Source organism: Xanthomonas sp. NCPPB 3959 (assembly GCF_056675575.1).
On the sequence record NZ_JBWWVR010000016.1, the window covers coordinates 20,475 to 38,158 of the forward strand.

The 17,684-nt window shown below is 64.1% G+C and carries 19 protein-coding genes and 3 tRNA genes; 15 read left to right on the forward strand and 7 right to left on the reverse strand.

What is annotated here, in order from left to right:
* Positions 1–357: 357 nt before the first annotated feature.
* From AC1KVG_RS17275 to fdxA, 5 genes are all read left to right on the forward strand, one after another.
* Entirely contained in the window at positions 358–990 is a 633-nt protein-coding gene (locus tag AC1KVG_RS17275) for a 2-dehydro-3-deoxy-6-phosphogalactonate aldolase (protein WP_115038736.1), read from the forward strand.
* Positions 987–2,135 carry a galactonate dehydratase gene (gene dgoD / locus AC1KVG_RS17280; RefSeq protein WP_481095211.1) on the forward strand — a complete coding sequence of 383 codons (1,149 nt, stop codon included), beginning with the start codon at positions 987–989 and terminating at the stop codon, positions 2,133–2,135. The genes AC1KVG_RS17275 and dgoD overlap by 4 nt, the downstream gene beginning before the upstream one ends.
* Entirely contained in the window at positions 2,129–3,046 is a 918-nt protein-coding gene (locus AC1KVG_RS17285; RefSeq protein WP_481095212.1) for an SMP-30/gluconolactonase/LRE family protein, read from the forward strand. The genes dgoD and AC1KVG_RS17285 overlap by 7 nt, the downstream gene beginning before the upstream one ends.
* A complete protein-coding gene (locus AC1KVG_RS17290; protein ID WP_481095213.1) occupies positions 3,043–4,020 on the forward strand; it encodes a 2-dehydro-3-deoxygalactonokinase in 978 nt (325 codons plus the stop codon). Before AC1KVG_RS17285 ends, AC1KVG_RS17290 begins: the two co-directional genes overlap by 4 nt.
* A gap of 324 nt (positions 4,021–4,344) precedes the next feature.
* Entirely contained in the window at positions 4,345–4,668 is a 324-nt protein-coding gene (gene fdxA / locus AC1KVG_RS17295; RefSeq protein ID WP_006453280.1) for a ferredoxin FdxA, read from the forward strand.
* Between the two features lie 128 nt (positions 4,669–4,796).
* Here fdxA and AC1KVG_RS17300 read toward each other — a convergent pair whose 3' ends face one another.
* Both AC1KVG_RS17300 and dapA read right to left on the reverse strand, forming a co-directional pair.
* Positions 4,797–5,312 (reverse strand): hypothetical protein, encoded by a 516-nt coding sequence (locus AC1KVG_RS17300; protein WP_023903768.1) that lies wholly within the window; start codon positions 5,310–5,312, stop codon positions 4,797–4,799.
* A 16-nt stretch (positions 5,313–5,328) separates the two neighbouring features.
* Positions 5,329–6,237, reverse strand: a complete 909-nt coding sequence (gene dapA / locus AC1KVG_RS17305) for a 4-hydroxy-tetrahydrodipicolinate synthase (protein ID WP_481095214.1) — start codon at positions 6,235–6,237, stop codon at positions 5,329–5,331.
* Positions 6,238–6,330: 93 nt separating this feature from the next.
* On the opposite strand from dapA, the gene AC1KVG_RS17310 reads away from it, so the two are divergent.
* From AC1KVG_RS17310 to AC1KVG_RS17350, 9 genes are all read left to right on the forward strand, one after another.
* Positions 6,331–6,957 (forward strand): glycine cleavage system transcriptional repressor, encoded by a 627-nt coding sequence (locus AC1KVG_RS17310; protein ID WP_023903766.1) that lies wholly within the window; start codon positions 6,331–6,333, stop codon positions 6,955–6,957.
* Between the two features lie 13 nt (positions 6,958–6,970).
* On the forward strand, positions 6,971–7,321 hold the full coding sequence (locus AC1KVG_RS17315; RefSeq protein ID WP_317061498.1) for a ribonuclease E inhibitor RraB: 351 nt from the start codon (positions 6,971–6,973) through the stop codon (positions 7,319–7,321).
* A gap of 37 nt (positions 7,322–7,358) precedes the next feature.
* Complete coding sequence (locus AC1KVG_RS17320) at positions 7,359–7,841, forward strand: peroxiredoxin (protein ID WP_481095215.1); 483 nt, start codon at positions 7,359–7,361, stop codon at positions 7,839–7,841.
* Positions 7,842–7,923: 82 nt separating this feature from the next.
* Positions 7,924–9,321, forward strand: coding sequence for a PhoH family protein (locus AC1KVG_RS17325; protein WP_006453286.1), 1,398 nt, complete (start codon positions 7,924–7,926; stop codon positions 9,319–9,321).
* Entirely contained in the window at positions 9,321–9,803 is a 483-nt protein-coding gene (locus AC1KVG_RS17330) for a hypothetical protein (protein ID WP_481095216.1), read from the forward strand. The genes AC1KVG_RS17325 and AC1KVG_RS17330 overlap by 1 nt, the downstream gene beginning before the upstream one ends.
* A gap of 6 nt (positions 9,804–9,809) precedes the next feature.
* Positions 9,810–10,481 carry a YoaK family protein gene (locus AC1KVG_RS17335; protein WP_481095217.1) on the forward strand — a complete coding sequence of 224 codons (672 nt, stop codon included), beginning with the start codon at positions 9,810–9,812 and terminating at the stop codon, positions 10,479–10,481.
* 37 nt (positions 10,482–10,518) lie between these two features.
* A complete protein-coding gene (thiD, locus tag AC1KVG_RS17340; protein WP_481095218.1) occupies positions 10,519–11,328 on the forward strand; it encodes a bifunctional hydroxymethylpyrimidine kinase/phosphomethylpyrimidine kinase in 810 nt (269 codons plus the stop codon).
* 204 nt (positions 11,329–11,532) lie between these two features.
* Positions 11,533–11,609: transfer RNA gene (locus AC1KVG_RS17345), tRNA-Arg, on the forward strand.
* A gap of 95 nt (positions 11,610–11,704) precedes the next feature.
* Positions 11,705–11,781 (forward strand) — tRNA-Arg (locus AC1KVG_RS17350).
* Positions 11,782–11,841: 60 nt separating this feature from the next.
* Here the strand turns inward: AC1KVG_RS17350 and AC1KVG_RS17355 are convergent.
* Both AC1KVG_RS17355 and AC1KVG_RS17360 read right to left on the reverse strand, forming a co-directional pair.
* Positions 11,842–12,834: a DedA family protein/thiosulfate sulfurtransferase GlpE gene (locus AC1KVG_RS17355; protein ID WP_255085207.1), complete on the reverse strand. Its 993-nt coding sequence runs from the start codon at positions 12,832–12,834 to the stop codon at positions 11,842–11,844.
* Positions 12,835–12,878: 44 nt separating this feature from the next.
* Complete coding sequence (locus AC1KVG_RS17360) at positions 12,879–13,823, reverse strand: LysR substrate-binding domain-containing protein (protein WP_481095219.1); 945 nt, start codon at positions 13,821–13,823, stop codon at positions 12,879–12,881.
* Between the two features lie 136 nt (positions 13,824–13,959).
* Between AC1KVG_RS17360 and AC1KVG_RS17365 the strand changes: the two genes are divergently transcribed.
* Entirely contained in the window at positions 13,960–14,661 is a 702-nt protein-coding gene (locus AC1KVG_RS17365) for a pirin family protein (protein ID WP_481095220.1), read from the forward strand.
* A gap of 389 nt (positions 14,662–15,050) precedes the next feature.
* On the opposite strand, the gene AC1KVG_RS17370 is transcribed toward AC1KVG_RS17365, so the two are convergent.
* The 3 genes from AC1KVG_RS17370 to csrA all read right to left on the reverse strand — a co-directional run bounded on the left by AC1KVG_RS17370 (position 15,051) and on the right by csrA (position 17,657).
* Positions 15,051–16,997, reverse strand: coding sequence for a methyl-accepting chemotaxis protein (locus AC1KVG_RS17370; protein WP_481095254.1), 1,947 nt, complete (start codon positions 16,995–16,997; stop codon positions 15,051–15,053).
* A gap of 271 nt (positions 16,998–17,268) precedes the next feature.
* Positions 17,269–17,361: transfer RNA gene (locus AC1KVG_RS17375), tRNA-Ser, on the reverse strand.
* Between the two features lie 83 nt (positions 17,362–17,444).
* Positions 17,445–17,657 carry a carbon storage regulator CsrA gene (gene csrA, locus AC1KVG_RS17380; protein ID WP_003481884.1) on the reverse strand — a complete coding sequence of 71 codons (213 nt, stop codon included), beginning with the start codon at positions 17,655–17,657 and terminating at the stop codon, positions 17,445–17,447.
* Positions 17,658–17,684: the final 27 nt, after the last annotated feature.

Sequence of the window (17,684 nt, forward strand, 5' to 3'; positions counted from 1 at the left end):
GCAGCACATATCTCCCCGCGCGAGGCTATCGAACGCCGCAGCAGGAGCCCCGACCTCCCGGGCGCGGCCAGAACAGACGTGACCCATCTTCCACAAGGTGGCAACACGCATGCCATGACTGCGGAGGTGGACGACGATGACGGCATCTTGCCAGCCCATTGCAGGCTGTTGGAGTGCGCACGCAATTGCTGCAATCGGCCCGTCATTGCGTCGCGGCGCCCCGCCCGCCCCCATATTCCTGATCTTTCACCGTGCGCCTGCAGACCACGTTTGCAGCGCGCAGTTGCGCAAGCTCCCCCGACGTTGCCGGCCATCTGGTCGCCGACGGCCGCTTTCCGCTCTATCGCGAGTAACCCGATGACCTCAGACACCACTGCCAGCCTGTTCGCCCTGCCGCTGATCGCCATCCTGCGTGGCATCACGCCGGAAGAAACGCTCGACCATGTCGGCGCGCTGATCGATGCCGGTTTCGACGCGATCGAAATCCCGCTCAATTCGCCGCGCTGGGCCGAGAGCATCGCGCTGGCCCAGCAGACCTACGGCGAACGCGCCTGGATCGGCGCAGGCACCGTGCTGCGCAACGAAGACGTCGACACCCTGGCCGAGATCGGTGCGCGCTTCATCGTCACCCCGAATACGCGTCCGTCGCTGATCCGCCATGCGGTGTCGCGCGGGCTCACCGTGGTGGCAGGCTTCGCCACTGCCAGCGAGGCGTTCGACGCCATCGACGCCGGCGCCACCATCCTCAAGCTATTCCCAGCCGCGACGTATGGCGCAGCACACGTACGCGCGCTGCGCTCGGTGCTGCCCAAGCACATTCCGGTCTACGTGGTCGGCGGCGTCAGCCCGCAGACCCTGGCCGGCTTCCTTGCCCAGGGCGCCGCCGGCGCCGGCATCGGCGGCGAACTGTACAAACCCGCGCAATCGCTCGAAACGACCCAGACGCATGCACGCGCCTTCGTGCAGGCCTACCAGGAACTGCAAGGATGAAGATCACCCGCCTCACCACCTACCACGCCGCCCCGCGCTGGCTGTTCCTCAAGGTCGAGACCGACGAGGGCATCACCGGCTGGGGCGAGCCGGTCATCGAAGGCCGCGCACGCTCGGTGGAAGCCGCCGTGCACGAACTGGCCGGCTATGTCGTCGGCAAGGATCCGGCGCGCATCAACGACCTGTGGCAGACCATGTACCGCGCCGGGTTTTATCGCGGCGGCGCCGTCCTGATGAGCGCCATCGCCGGTATCGACCAGGCCTTGTGGGACATCAAGGGCAAGGCACTGGGCGTGCCGGTGTACGAGCTGCTGGGCGGGCTGGTGCGCGATCGCATGAAGACCTACCGCTGGGTCGGCGGCGACCGTCCGGGCGCGATCATCCAGCAGATCACCGACTACCGCGCGCTGGGCTTTGACACCTTCAAGTTCAACGGCACTGAGGAGATGAAGCTGATCGACAGCGCGCGCGCCGTCGACGCAGCGGTGGTCAAGGTCGCCGAAATCCGCGAGGCCTTCGGCAACACCATCGACTTCGGTATCGACTTCCACGGCCGCGTCGGCGCGCCGATGGCCAAGGCGCTGCTGCGCGAGCTGGAGCCGTTCAAGCCGCTGTTCGTGGAAGAACCGGTGCTGGCCGAACAGGCCGAGTACTACCCGCGCCTGGCCGCAAGCACCTCGATTCCGCTGGCAGCTGGCGAGCGCATGTTCTCGCGCTTCGAATTCAAGAACGTGCTGTCCGCCGGTGGTATCGGGATGGTGCAGCCGGACCTGTCGCATGCCGGCGGTATCACCGAATGCGTCAAGATCGCCGCGATGGCCGAAGCCTACGATGTCGGCTTCGCTCCGCACTGCCCGCTCGGCCCGATCGCGCTGGCCGCGTGTCTGCATGTGGACTTCGTGTCGCACAACGCGGTGCTGCAGGAACAGAGCATCGGCATCCATTACAACGAAGGCGCCGACCTGCTCGATTACGTCATCAATAAAGACGATTTTCAGTGCGTGGATGGCAGTATCGCTGCCCTGCCCAAGCCCGGGCTCGGTGTGGAGATCAACGAAGACATGCTCAAGCGCGCAAACGAAAATCCGCCCGATTGGCGTAACCCGGTGTGGCGTCACAGCGATGGCAGCATCGCCGAATGGTGAGCACGACAGAACACACTGCGGTACTGGCAGTCGACAGCCGCTGCACGCATGGCGAAGGCGTGCTGTGGTGCGAGCAGCGCCAGGCGCTGTACTGGGTCGACATCAGCGAAAAGCGCCTGTGGCGCCATCACCCGCAAAGCGCGCATACGCGCTACTGGATGCTGCCCGATCGGCCGGGCTGCATCGGCTTGATGGACGACGGCCGCGTGCTGATCGCGCTGGCCAAATCGATCTGCATCGCCGACCCGGACAACGCCGACGGAGAGGACGATGCGCTGCCGCTGGAAAAGCTCGCCGATGTCGAAGCCGACAACCCGCTCACGCGCAGCAACGATGGCCGCGCCGATCGCAACGGCAACTTCGTGTTCGGCACCATGGACGAACACGACGACAAGGCTGCGCGCGGCGCGATGTATCAGTTCTCGCTGCGCCACGGTCTGCGCGCCTTGCCGCTGCCGGGCGTGTCGATCCCCAACTCGATCTGCTTCAGCCCCGATGGCCGCACGCTGTACTACTGCGACTCGGTGCGCCCGCAGATCCTGTGCTGCGACTACGACGCCGACAGCGCGCAGACCGGCAACACGCGCGTGTTCGCCACACTCGATCGCGACGATGCCGAGCCGGACGGCTCCATCATCGACAGCGAAGGCCACTTGTGGAATGCGCAGTGGCGCGCCTGGCGCGTGGTGCGCTATCGCCCCGACGGCAGTGTCGAGCGCAGCGTGCAACTGCCGGTCAAGCACCCCACCTGCAGCGCCTTCGGCGGCGCCGCGCTGGATCGTCTGCATGTGATTAGCTCACGCCTGGACCACAGCGCCGAAGAACTTGCCCGCACGCCGGAAGCCGGCGGCCTGTACCTCTGCGACCTGCCGATCAACGGCCTGCCCGAGAGCCGGGTGGCCAGCGCATGATCGCCATCGACTGGGGCACCAGCAGCCTGCGCGGGTATCTGCTCGATGCCAACGGCAGCGTGCTGGAGCAACGCCGCGGCAGCGACGGCATCCTGGCCTGCCAGGGCCGCTTTGCCGAAGTGTTGAGCGCGCTGATCGAAGGCTGGGACGGCCAGATTCTGCTCTCGGGCATGATCGGCAGCCGCAACGGCTGGGTTGAACAGTCCTATCTACCCTGCCCTGCCGACACCGCCGCGCTTGCGCAGGCAATGCGCAGCTACGACGACCTGCTGCCCGGACGCACCCTGTGGTTCGTGCCCGGCGTGAGCACGGGCGAACAACGCGGCGTGCTCGATGCAAGCGCCAGCGAACGACATAGCGTGCCCGATGCGAACACCAACGAACAGCACGGTGTGCCCGATGTAGGCACCGGCGAACGGCATAGCGTGCCCGATGTCATGCGCGGCGAAGAAACCCAACTGGTCGGCCTGATCGCCGCACTCGGCGACGGCGAACATGTCGCCTGCCTGCCCGGCACGCACAGCAAATGGGCGCAGATCGCCAACGGCCAGCTGACCGGTTTCGCCACCGTCATGACCGGCGAGCTGTACGCCGTACTGCGCCAGCACAGCATTCTCGGCAAGCTGATGCAGGACGATCACGCCGAACTCGACACCGATGCATTTCTGCAAGGTGTCGACCGCAGTTCCGAACCCGGCGGCCTCAGCCATCATCTGTTCGGCGCCCGCACGCTGGGGTTGTTCGACCGCCTCACCGCCACCGCCCTGCCGTCCTACCTCTCGGGCCTGCTGATCGGCCACGAACTGCGCGAACACCACGGCAATCAAGGCACCGTCCACTTGGTCGGCAGCCCCGGCCTGGCGCAGCGCTATGCGCTTGCGCTGGCGCATTTGGGTGTCAAAACCCAGCTGCATCCGGAAGATCTGGCTGCTACGGGGTTGTTCGCGCTGGCCAGGCAGCGTGGGTTGGTTTGATAAGCAGCGTGAGTTGATCTGATCAAGCCGCTGGTCGTTGATTACTTCGGCTGGCGCGTGGCGACACGTTCGTCATGCCGAACTCTCGAGTAGGGAAATAAAGCCCCTCTCCTGCGGGAGAGGGGTTGGGGTGAGGGTACGGGGCGAAGCCTCTACGAATGGCGGGTAACCCGAGGCTTCGCCCGTACCCTCATCCGCCCTGCGGGGCACCTTCTCCCGATGGGAGAAGGAATCAACCCCAACGCAGAAACCCAAAATCCCCATCATCCCCACACCCAGCACCCGACTGCTTTAGAATTGGCAGGCTAAACGCCGGATTCCACCATGCCTTTTGTTGTCACCGAAAACTGCATCAAGTGCAAATACACCGACTGCGTCGAGGTCTGCCCGGTGGATTGCTTCCATGTCGGCCCGAACTTTCTGGTCATCGACCCGGACGAGTGCATCGACTGCACCCTGTGCGAGCCCGAATGCCCGGCCAACGCGATCTACCCGGAAGACGACGTGCCAGCAGGCCAGGAAGGCTTCGTCGCGCTTAACGCCGAGCTCGCCAAGGCCTGGCCGGTGCTGACCGTGCGCCAGGAGCCGTTGCCCGATGCCGCCGAATGGGACGGCAAGCCGAACAAGTTGCCGCTGCTGCAGCGCTAAAAACAGCGTTGCGCTATCCAGCCCGGCACGTTGCGACAGCGCAACACTGCGGCGGCGACACAGCACTGAAACGCAAAACGGGCGCCCAAAGCGCCCGTTTCGCTATCTGACACTGGCAACTACCAGACTCAGCCGCCCAACTTGCCCTTCAACGCAGCAATCAGCGACACCGGTGCCGCCAACGTTGCCGGCATGCCACGCGGGTCCACGGCCGACACGTAGCTGCCGGCGTCGGTCTTGACCACGCGCACCAGGAAGCTGGCACCTTCGTAGGTCACGTCGTAGGAGCCGAGCATCTGCGCCTTGCTGGCGATGGTCAGGCCCGGGATATCGGCCAGTGCCGCGCCCACTTTGGCAAATACTTCGTCGCGCTCGCCCGGCACGGTAAAGCCGCTGTTGGCGCTTGCCGAAGGGGCCGAGGTGGTCTGCTGGGTGGTCGATGCCAGCGTCGGCACCTTCATCGCACCCGAGGTGTCAGGCAGGTTCAGGTCCGGCGGCACTTCCAGCGGACGGGCCTCCGGCGCCAGCGCGTAGTCGCCGCGCGCGCCCTTGTGGAACCAGCTGCAACCGCTCGTGGCGGCGACGGTGGCGGTCGCCAGCAACGCGAGCGAGAGCACGCGGACGGGGGAAACGGAATGACGCATCGATAGATCTCCTGGGTCAGGCCGCGAGCATTTCGCGGCTGGAAAGCGCTTCCAACGCAACAGCGTCGGCGGCAAGGCGGTCGGCAGCAGGCTGGTGCGCCGAAGAAAGTGGCAGTAACGGCAAACGCAGGCCGTGCCCGATCCCGGCCCGCTGCAGCAGCGCCTTGACCGGGATGGGATTGGATTCGATACCGCAGAAGCTGTGGTACTCGCTCAGGCGCGCGTCCCAGGCGAGTGCAGCGTCGCGCTGACCATCGCGGGCCAGATCGCACAACCGCCGATATGCCGACGGCAACGCGTTGGACGCCACCGAAATCAGCCCATCGGCGCCCGACAGCATCGCATGCGCGGCACTGCCATCGTCGCCACTGAGCACCACAAAGGTATCGCTGCGCAACGCAAGCAGCGCGGCAATGCGCTCGGGTTCGCTACCCGCTTCCTTGATGCCGATGATATTCGGATGCCCGACCAGCTCGGCAACCGTCTCCGGCAACAGATCGCAACCGGTGCGGCCAGGCACGTTGTACAGCACCACCGGCAGCCCGCCGTTGTCGGCAACCGCCAGAAAGTGCGCGTGCAGGCCGGCCTGGGTCGGACGCACGTACGGCGGCGTCACCACCAGCGCGTACTGCGCGCCCAAGGCGGCGGCGCGACGTGTCTGCGCAATGGTCTTGGCGGTGCCCGACAGCCCGGTCCCGGCCAGCACCGGCACCCGGCCGGCGACCTGCGCAACGGCGGCACGCAACAGCGTGTCGTACTCCTCGTCGCTCAATGCAGCGGCTTCGCCGGTGGAGCCGGCAACCACGATTCCCTGCACGCCGCCATGCAGCTGCTGCTCCAGCAGCCGCCGCCAGGCATCCAGGTCGAGTGCGCCATCCGGACCGAAAGGGGTCGCCAGCGCGGTGATGATGCCGGAAAGGGACAAGATTCAGCTGCTCTTACGTGACAGGAAAAGGCCCGCGCGCACGCGGGTTGTGGCCGCCTGCATGTTACTTGCGGCGCGAAACCACGGGCAAGTATGCTGGTCATCGCCAGGGCGCCTGCCCGGGCGGCCATTCAGCCTGATGCAATGCCGGAACCCCCTTTGACCGACACCACACCCCGGCCCTCGCCGACCGAAAATCACCTCCTGATCAACGCCTACACGACGCATCCGGAGTCCCCCCTGTTGCCCGTCACCCGCCGCATCGCCGACAGCGGCTGCAATCTTGTGGACGCCCGCCTGGCCACGGTGGGGCGCGATGTCTCGGTCACCGCACTGGCCACCGGCTCCTGGGATTCGGTCGCCAAGCTCGAGGCGATGCTGACCCGGCTCGAACGCGAGGAAGGCCTCAAGCTGGTCTGGTATCGCACCGGCCCCAAGCAGACCCAGTCCAACCTGCTGCCCTACATCGTCGAAGTCATCGCTGCCGACAAGCCGGGCATCCTGTTCCAGCTGGCCGATTTCTTCGACCGCCAGGGCATCACCATCGAGAACCTGCAGAGCACGCGCTATCGCGCCATGCAGACCGGCGCGGAGATGTTTTCTGCGCAGGTGACGATCGGGGTGCCGGCCAACATGCACATCGCCGCATTGCGCGATGATTTTCTGGAATTCTGTGATCACCTCAATCTCGACGCGATCATGGACCCGATGAAGTTTTAAGGCAGACGTCCCGATGGCCATCGCCCTATCCGCGCTGAAACAGATGTTCGATCACATCCGCTCCGAGACCGACTGGAATCTCGATGGGCCGTTGCGCTGGGAATATTTCTTTGCCGACCCGGCGCAGCAACCGCTGCAAAAGCTTTCCGAACAACTGACCCAAGACGGCTATCGCATCATCGACATCTTCCTCGGTGAACGCGACGAAGACGATGGCGACGACGAAGAATCGTATTTCCTGCATGTGGACAAGCTGGAACAGCACACCATCGAGTCGCTGAATCAGCGCAATGCGGAGTTCGACGCGCTTGCCAAACGTTTCCATGTGGCTGCTTATGATGGGATGGACGTCGGCCCGGCATGACCGAGCCGCACGCCCCTCCACTTTGGGCTGAGCAACGATGACCGACGCTGTCTTTGAATTACCCGCTGCAACCTTCGACCTGCCGCTGGCGCTGTCCGGCGGCATCCACACCAGCTTGCGCGGCTACGCCGGCCAATGGGTGGTGCTGTACTTCTATCCGAAAGACAGCACGCCCGGCTGTACCACCGAAGGCCTGGATTTCAACGCGCTGCTGCCGCAGTTCACACAGGCTGGCGCAGTGATCCTGGGCGTCTCGCGCGACTCGGTGAAGTCGCACGACAATTTCTGCGCCAAGCAGGGATTCACCTTTCCGCTGATCAGCGATGGCGACGAGGCCTTGTGCCGCGCCTTCGACGTGATCAAGGAAAAGAACATGTACGGCAAGCAGGTGCTCGGCATCGAGCGCAGCACCTTCCTGCTGTCGCCCGAGGGGCATGTGGTGCAGGCCTGGCGCAAGGTCAAGGTTGCCGGCCATGCCGACGCCGTGCTGGCTGCGTTGAAGGCGCACGCCAAACAGTGACACCCCTCGTTTCCCGTGTCCTCCATCACCCTGCGCCTGCAGGCGTGATGGCTCGCCCCTGCTCCATCACTTGGAAGACCCAATGACCCGAGGCAAGCGCATCTACGTGCTGGACACCAACGTGCTGATGCACGATCCCACCGCGCTGTTCAAATTCGAGGAACACGATGTGTTCCTGCCGATGCAGGTGATCGAGGAACTCGACAACGCCAAGAAGGGCACTTCCGAAGTCAGCCGCAACGCGCGCCAGGTCAGCCGCTTCCTGGACGAACTGCTGGAGAACACCAACGCCGAGCAGATCAAGACCGGCATCCTGCTCAGCCACCCGCAGGGTATCCAGCTCAAGGGCCAGGCCGCGATCGGCCGGCTGTATTTCCAGATCCACCCGATCGATCCGGGCCGCACCTTCGGCGAGATGATTCCGGACAACAAGATCCTGGCATCGGTGCTGGCGCTGTGCGAAGAAAACCCGGACGTGCCGGTCATTCTGGTGTCCAAGGACATCAACCTGCGCATCAAGGCCTACATCAGCGGCCTGAATGCAGAGGACTATCAGAACGATCGCGCGCTGGACGATTTCAGCCTGCTGTTCACCGGCGCTGTCGAGCTGCCGGAAGACTTCTGGCAGAAGCACAACGAAGATCTGCGCAGCTGGAACGAGCGTGGCCGCACCCATTACGAAATCGTGCTGGCCGACGATGAAGACTGGCATCACAACCAGTACCTGTATCTGCCGGGCGAGGACGAAGTGGAACTGCGCGTGGCCAGGATCGGCGGCGGCAAGGCCACGTTGTGCCTGGTGGACGATTTCCGCACCAGCCCGCACGCGGTGTGGGGCATCGTGGCGCGCAACCGCGAGCAGAATTTCGCGCTCAACGCGTTGATGGATCCGGAGATCGATTTCGTCACCCTGCTCGGCACCGCCGGTACCGGCAAGACCCTGCTCGCGCTGGCTGCCGGTCTGGCGCAGACGATGGATCAGCAGCGTTACCGCGAAATCATCATGACCCGCGCCACCGTGAGCGTGGGCGAAGACATCGGCTTTTTGCCCGGCACCGAAGAAGAAAAGATGACCCCGTGGATGGGCGCACTGACCGACAACCTGGAAGTGCTCACGCACAATCAGGAAGGCGGTGCCTGGGGGCGTGCGGCAACCAATGATCTGCTCGCCAGCCGCATCAAGATCCGCTCGATGAACTTCATGCGCGGGCGCACCTTCCTGTCGCGCTATCTGATCCTGGACGAAGCGCAGAACCTCACCCCCAAGCAGATGAAGACGCTGATCACCCGCGCCGGCCCCGGCACCAAGATCGTGTGTCTGGGCAACGTCGAACAGATCGATACGCCCTACCTCACCGAGACCACCTCGGGCCTGACCTACGCGGTGGATCGCTTCAAGGCCTGGCCGCATAGCGCGCACATCACACTGCGTCGCGGCGAGCGCTCGCGCCTGGCCGACTTCGCCTCGGAGGTGCTGTGATGCATCCGCTGCGCGGCGCTGCGGCGTTCGCACTGATTGCCCTGGCCGGCTGCGCAACCACGCCGCCGCCCGCCAGCGTGCCTACCAACATCAAGAGCGGGCAGTCGTGGGTCATCACGCGCCAGGGCATTGCCGAGCAGGTGCTGGACACCTGCTCGCGCGACAGCCCGGCGCGTCATCCGGGCCAGGTCACCGGCTATTGGACGCCGAGCCAGCAACAGATCGAACAGCTCGAATCCAGGCAGGATGCATTGACGCCGACCATCCCCGAGCCGCGCGATTTCGACCGTCAATATGTGGGCGTGGTGATCCAGGGCCAGCAGCTGATCTACATCAATGCCTTCAAGCTGCCGAACGATCCGCCAGTGAAACCGGCCAAAGAGGCGATCCGGGTATGCGACGGCGGCAGTGCCTTCTGGGGCGCGCTGTACGACCCGCAAACCGGCGCGTTTTCGCAGATTGCCGTCAACGGCACCCCCTGACCCGACATGGGAATCCTGCTGCCGCGCTGGGTCTGGATTGGCGCGGTGGCATTGTCGGGTGTGGCCGGCATGGTCAACGTGGTCGGCTACCTGGGCTCCGAACATCAGGTGGTCAGCCACCTCACGGGCACCACCAGCCTGCTTGGCGTTGCCCTGGTGCAAGACACCGCGCCGGAAATCGGCTTTCTCTGGGGCATTCTGATCGCCTTCTGCGCAGGCGCCATGCTCAGCGGCCTGATCATCCAGGACGATGTCCTGCGGCTTGGACAGCGCTACGGCGCGGCACTGCTGCTCGAAGCGCTGCTGTTGCTGGCCGCGATTCCGCTGTTCAAGCTGCATCACATCGGCGGCGTACTGGTCGCCGCAAGCGCCTGCGGCCTGCAGAACGCCATGGCCACCACCCTCAGCGGCGCAGCGGTCCGTACCACGCATCTGAGCGGCATGTTCACCGACCTGGGCATCGGCCTGGGGCATCTGCTGCGCGGGCGCCCGCTGCAACTGCGCCGGCTTACGCTGAGCGGGTTGATCATCAGCGGCTTTCTCGGCGGCAGCATCCTCGGTACCTGGCTGTTCCAGCGCTGGCACTACGACGCGCTCTATCTGCCAGCCGGCCTCACCGGATTGACCGGTGCCGGCTACGTTGCCTACCTGCAATGGCGTCGCTGGCGCGTGCGATGACCCGCACATCCAACCGACAGCAGTGCAGAATCCACGCATGACCACGCCCAGCACGCTGTCCGCATTGACCATCGCCGGCGCCGATTCCGGCGGCGGTGCCGGCATCCAGGCCGATCTCAAGACCTTTGCCGCGCATCGCGTGCACGGCTTGTCGGCCATTGCTGCGCTCACCGCACAGAACACGCGCTCTGTCACCGCCGTGCACATCCCGCCGATCGCGTTCCTGCAGGCGCAGATCGACGCCTGTTTCGCCGATTTCGACATTCAGGCGGTCAAGCTCGGCATGCTTGCCAATGCCGAGGTCATCCATTGCGTGGCCGATCTGCTCGAAAAATATCGCCCACCATTCGTGGTACTCGACCCGGTGATGGTCTCCACCAGCGGCGCGCGCCTGCTCGAAGACGCCGCACTGGACGCGCTACGTACGCGGCTGCTGCCCCTTGCCACCCTGATCACCCCCAACACGCCCGAAGCCGAGCTGCTGACCGGCCGCCGCATCGACGATGCCAACGCCGCCGAGCACGCCACCGCGGCCCTGCTCGACCTCGGCGCCAATGCGGTGCTGCTCAAGGGCGGACATCTGCTCGAAGGCGCACGCGTGATCGACCGCTTCGATGACGGCGTCACCCAGGACGTGTTCATGCATCCACGCCTGCAGGTCGACGCGCACGGTACCGGCTGCAGCTTGTCAGCCGCCATAGCTGCGCAGCTATGCCAGGGCCTGTCCCTGCTCAACGCCTGCGAAGCGGCGATCGACTACGTTGCGCGCGCGATCCGCCTCGGCCACACCCCAGGTCACAGCGAGGTACTGGTGCTCGACCACTTCGGCGCCGCGCCCAGCGTATGAGCGCGTGTACCGGCACATCTGACCTGCCGAAATCGGACCACGCACAGCTAGGCGCCTGCAGCGATCACTGCGCATGGATGAAAGCACCTGCAGTCGCGCTGGCAGCGCCCCGGCGCGGACGTATCGGCAAGGCCGCCGGCAATCGCGTGTCACAAAAGGATTGACGAGTACGCCGGGCATCCGCATAATTCCGCTCCTGACGACGCGCCCGTAGCTCAGTTGGATAGAGTACCTGGCTACGAACCAGGCGGTCGGGAGTTCGAATCTCTCCGGGCGCACCATCATCAGAACAACAAAAAGACAGCATTGCATCGCTGTCTTTTTAGTTAAACCTCCGATCGCACTGCGATGGATGTGCAAGTCAAAACAAGATAATGCGCCCGTAGCTCAGTTGGATAGAGTACCTGGCTACGAACCAGGCGGTCGGGAGTTCGAATCTCTCCGGGCGCACCAATCTTGAAGAAAACGACCAGCTTGCTGGTCTTTTTTTTGTCCGAATGAAAGCAACCGCAATCAGGCCATCGCCCCAACGGCATCTGGCCCACCAACCACCGCCACCGGCAACAGCGAGGTCACCGGATGCCCCGCATCGCGCCATGCATCCAGCCCGCCCAGCAGCGGACGCACATCGCGATAACCGCGCTCGCGCATTCGCCCCGCCAGCCACGCCGCCGACACCTCATCCGGACACGCGCAATAGATCACCACACTGCGATCGCGCGGCACGGTGGCCAGAATCTGTGCGAGCTGTCGCTCGTCGGCAAACACCGCGCCGGGAATCGTGTACGGCTGCAGATCGCGATATCCCGGTGCGCGGATATCCAGCACGGCAGGCCGCAGGCTCTCTTCGCCATCGAGCAAGGGCACCAGCTCGTCGACTGCAATGCGCGCATGCACCAGCGAACGCAGCAGGCTATGCCGTCGCCACCAGCGCCAACCGATGTAGCAAGCCAACAACACCGCCACCACGACAACCGCGCCCGACCCAAGCTCGGACAGAAACGCGAGTACGTCCTGTACCTGGTGGGCGAACAACGCTCCCAGGCCCAGACCGACCAACGCCCACAACGCTGCACCGAAGGCGTCGTAGCGCAGAAATGCCGCCGGGCGCACCCGCATTGCGCCGGCCATCGGCACCGAGACCATCGACAACCCCGGCACGAACTTGGCCACCGCCAATATCCGCACACCCCAGCGCGAGAAGAACCGCTCGGTCTTTTTCATGCAGGTATCGCGCGACAGCGACAGCCGGCACAGCGACTGCAAGGTGCGATTACCGAAGCGGCGGCCGGCCAGATACCAGGCCAGATCGCCGAGCAGGCTCGCCAATACCGAAACGCCCAACGCCGCCAACCCGGCCAGCCATGCATCGCTGCCGCCGCGCAGCGCATAGCCGGCACCGACCAACACCAGCGTCGGCAACGCCGGTACCGGCAGCCCCAGCGACAACGCCAGCACGTTGGCGAACACCAGGGCCAATCCGTACTGTTCGATCAAGCCCTGCATGCGACGACCCTGCGCGACGACGAACGCGCATTATCCGCCCTTCCTCACGCGCGCGACTGCCCGGCAGCGGCAGAACGATACGTCTCGGCAAGCGAGTGCAACCAGCCATCGAACAAGCCCTCGCTGCGCAGGGCGCGCCGCCACCAGCCCAATGCCTCGCCCTCCTCGCCTGGCCGCCATGCCAGGGAGAACGTCTCGTCGGGCTTGTGGGTTTCTACCTGCACCTCGCACAGCCGGCCGTCCTGCAGCGCGCCGCGCGCATACGCCTCAGGCAGAAAGCCGTAGCCGGCGCCAGCCAGCTGCAACTGCAGCTTGACCTGCATGTCCGGCACGGTGAGCACATCGCGTCCGGACAACAGGCCCACGGTGCGTGGCAGCAACCGCCGCGCCGAATCCGCTACAGCGATCGCACGATGCTCGGCCAGCTCGGTCGCACCCAGCATGCCGGCGCCCGCCAGCGGATGCGTAGAGGCCACCGCGAACACAAAGCGCAGCGTGCCGATCTGCTCGGCGACATAGCCACCACCACTCGGCCCCTCGCCCGCCGCGACGATCAGATCCACGCGCCGATCCAGTAGCGCCTCCCAGCTGCCGGACAGCGATTCGCTCACGACGCGCAGGCGCGTGCTATCGGCCACCGTGTAGAAATCCAGGATCTGCGCCTGCAGCAACGCCACCGGCAGAATCGCATCCAGCCCGATCGCAAAGTCCGATTCCCAACCCGATGCCACCCGCCGCACCCGCACCTCCAGTTCCTGCGCGGCACGCAACAGGTGCCGCCCCTCGCGCAACAACTCGCGCCCGGCCTGGGTCGGCGTCGCCTTCGGGCCGAACCGCTCGAACAGTTGCACCCCCAGATCGTCTTCGAGCTTGGACACCGTGTAGGAAATCGTCGACGGCACCTTGAACAGCACCTTGGCCGCGGCCGCGAACGAGCCTCGACGGTCGATTGCATCGAGGATTTGCAGCGCTTCCAGGCTGATTTTCATTATTCGATTTTTTCGATGATAGCAGCCAAATCTACTCGCTTTTTGTCTTCGATCCAGAGGCGGAGACTATGCATCAAGCCGCAGGGACACCGATTCACTCCCCGGCGCCATTCGAGATCTTTCAAGGAGAAGCAGCATGTTGAATGTCCGCAAGAGCGAAACCCGTGGCCGCGCCGAGCATGGCTGGCTGTCCTCGCGCCATACCTTTTCCTTCGCCAGCTATCACGACCCGCGCCACATGGGCATCGGCCCGCTGCGGGTGATCAACGAAGACAAGGTGCAGCCGGGCGAAGGCTTCGGCACCCACGCCCATCGCGACATGGAGATCATTTCCTACGTCCTGGATGGCGCGCTGGAGCACAAGGACAGCATGGGCACCGGCTCGGTGCTGCACTACGGCGACGTGCAGCGCATGAGCGCCGGCAGCGGCGTCAGCCACAGCGAGTTCAATCACTCAGCCAGCGAGCCGGTGCACTTCCTGCAGATCTGGGTGATGCCCGAACGCAATGGCATCGAACCCAGCTACGAGGAAAAGCATTTCGACACCGACAGCAAGCGCAATCAGCTGCGTCTGATCGCCTCGCCCAACGGCGAAGCCGGCTCGCTGCGCCTGCACCAGGACGCACGCCTGTACGCCTCCATCCTCGACGGCGACGTGCGTCTGCAACACCCGCTGGCACCGGGACGCATCGGTTACGTGCAGGTGGTGCGCGGCAGCCTGAGCGTCAACGGACAAGCACTGTCGGCCGGCGATGCGCTGCAGATCACCGCCGAGCCGGAACTCGTGCTGGCCGACGCACGCGACGCAGAAGTGCTGGTGTTCGATCTGCCGCAGTAAGCGGCAACGCGTGTAGTGCGGCGCGCTGCAGTCAATCGGCGCGCCGCATGATCGCAGCTGGTTGGAACAGGCAAAGCGCGCTCCTGGCGCAATGCAGTTCACTTGAAAAAAACGGCACTTCCCGCGCGGGAAGTGCCGTTTTTTATTTGGCTTGAAAACTGAGCCGATTGGAGACTATGCCGAGATACAGGAGCCCTCGGTCAGCAACTTCAGTGAACAGCAATAGGTTTTTGGCGGGCGTCGTTGTGCGCGGACGCATCTGCTGGCGAGCGCTTTTAGTTTTGCGCAGACCTAGCTGCTGGCACGCGCCGCAGCTAGGCAACTACGAGGGTGCGTATAGCCGCTTCAACAACGCCGTACAGCGAATGCCCACAGTCACGCCGCCTGAGTCACGCGGCCTGCGATTTGGCGAACGGCTCTGCGTGCGCATCCTTTAGTGCAGAAGACCCATCGGCATCGCCGTTGACCAATGCAAACAACGCATCCGCATCGGCTTCGAGCACATGCGCCGAACGCGCCAGATCATCGACCATCCGCGCCTGATCGCGCGCCTGCACGCCAATGGATTGCAGCGCCGTGTTGGCGGTCGAAATATCCTGCGCCTGCTCCTGGCTGGCGGCGGCGATCTGCTCCACGGTTGCGGTCACGCGCAGCACCGAGCCGACCATGTCCTGCATCACCACACCGGCCTGTTCGGCCAGGCGCGAACCATCGCCAACCTGATCGGTCGCGTTGTCGATCAGGGAACGAATCTCCTTGGCCGACACGCTGCAGCGCTGCGCCAGGCTACGTACCTCGGTCGCTACCACTGCAAATCCACGCCCCTGCTCGCCGGCGCGCGCCGCTTCCACCGCCGCGTTGAGCGCCAGGATGTTGGTCTGGAAGGCGATACCGTCGATCACCTCGATGATCTGGCCAATGCGATCGGTCGCCGAACGGATGTTGGCGGTGGTCTTGACCACCTCGGCGATGACCTCGGCACCGCGTCGCGCAACATTGGCCGACTCTTCGGCCATGCGCTGCGCCGACCCCGCGCTCTCGGAATTGATGCGCACGGTTTCCGCCAGCTGATCGATGGTGGTCGAGGTCTGCGCCACTGCGGTGGACTGCGAGGATGCGCGGCTCACCAGTTCCTCATTGCTGATCGAAATATGGTGCGCCTCGCGCTGCACGTTCTGCGCGATGCTCATGGTCTGCTGCATCAACTCGCGCATGCGCTCGGCCGAGCGCACTTGATCGGTCACATCGGTGGCGTACTTGACCACCTTGTACGGCCGTCCGGAGACATCCAGGATCGGGTTGTAGGAGGCCTGGATCCACACCGCGCTGCCGTCCTTGCGCAGCCGGCGATAACGGCCCGCATCGAACTGCCCACGCGCCAGCTTCGCCCAGAAATTGCGGTACTCCTCGGAGGCGCCATACACCGCATCCACGAACACGCGATGGTGCTGGCCGATCGCTTCGGCGGCCGGATATCCCAAAATCGCCAGGAAATTATCGTTGGCGCTCAGTACGCGCCCTTCCAGATCGAATTCGATCACGCCCATCACCTTGTCGATGGCCTGGATGCGGCCATCCGCATCGGCAGAATCGATCACCTGACGGGTCACCTCGGTGGCGTACTTGACCACCTTGTATGGACGCCCATGCTCATCGAGTACCGGGTTGTAGGACGCCTGGATCCACACGTCCTGTCCATCCTTACCAACGCGCTTGTAGCGCCCCGCATCGAATGCGCCGCGCCCGAGCTTTTCCCAGAACGCGCGATAGGCCGCCGATTGGCGCGTGGACGCATCCACGAACATGCCGTGATGCTGGCCGCGGATCTCATCGAGCCGGTAACCCATCACCTGCAGAAAATTCTGGTTGGCCTCGAGCACGGTGCCATCCAGCGAAAACTCAATGACCGCCATGACCCTGTCGATCGCATCGATCCGCCCTTCGAAATCGGCGGTCTGGCGCACCTGCGCAGTGATATCGGTGGCGTACTTCACCACACGATAGGCGTTGCCGGATCGATCCAGCAGCGGGTTGTACGACGCGTTGATCCACACCTCGCGCCCGTGTTTGTCCAACCGGCAAAAACGCCCGGCGTTGAAGTCGCCGCGCCGCAGCGCCACCCAGAACTGACGATAGCTTTCGCTGTCGCGATCACTGGCAGTCACGAACATGCGGTGATGCTGGCCGACCACCTCGTCCAGCCGATAGCCCATCAAGGACAGGAAGTTCTCGTTCGCATCCAGAATGCGGCCATCCAGATCGAACTCGATCACCGCCATCACCCGGTCCACCGCATTGGCCTTGTGCTGCAGCCCACGGCCCCAGAAAGAGAACAGGCGTCCAAGCAGTGGCGGTAGGCGCATCACGTTGAAGTCCGAGATATATGTCACGTGTTTAGCGACCTATACCGCAGTTACTTGAACCGCTTCATGCAGCACGTTTGAGGCGATTCAGATGCTGTCGCGACAACCAGATGCCTTATGCAGGATGCGGCGAGCCGACTGGCAGTAAGCATGCTGCGCAGCTCACTCGAAAGGGCTTGCAAACCCATGCCGCGATGCAAATAAAAACGCCCGCAAATCAAAGATTTGCGGGCGTCTAGAACACTGGCGGAGCGAGAGGGATTCGAACCCTCGATAGAGCTTTTGACCCTATACTCCCTTAGCAGGGGAGCCCCTTCAGCCGCTCGGGCATCGCTCCAGTTTTCACGTCCTGCCGCGTTGTCCGTGGCAGGCCGCGAAGAATACCGGGTAAGGGGGGTTAACGTAAACCCTTTGCGACAATCAATTCGAAGAATCGTCGCCGTGATGCGCGCCGGAAGCGACCGGCTCATCGCCACGCTGGATGCGCTGATAGATTTCTTCGCGGTGCACAGCCACATCTTTCGGTGCGGTGATGCCAATGCGCACCTGATTACCCTTGACGCCGAGCACGGTAACAGTGACCGAGTCGCCGATCATCAAGGTTTCGCCTACCCGGCGAGTGAGGATCAACATTTTTCAAATCTCCTGGAACCGGTGAGT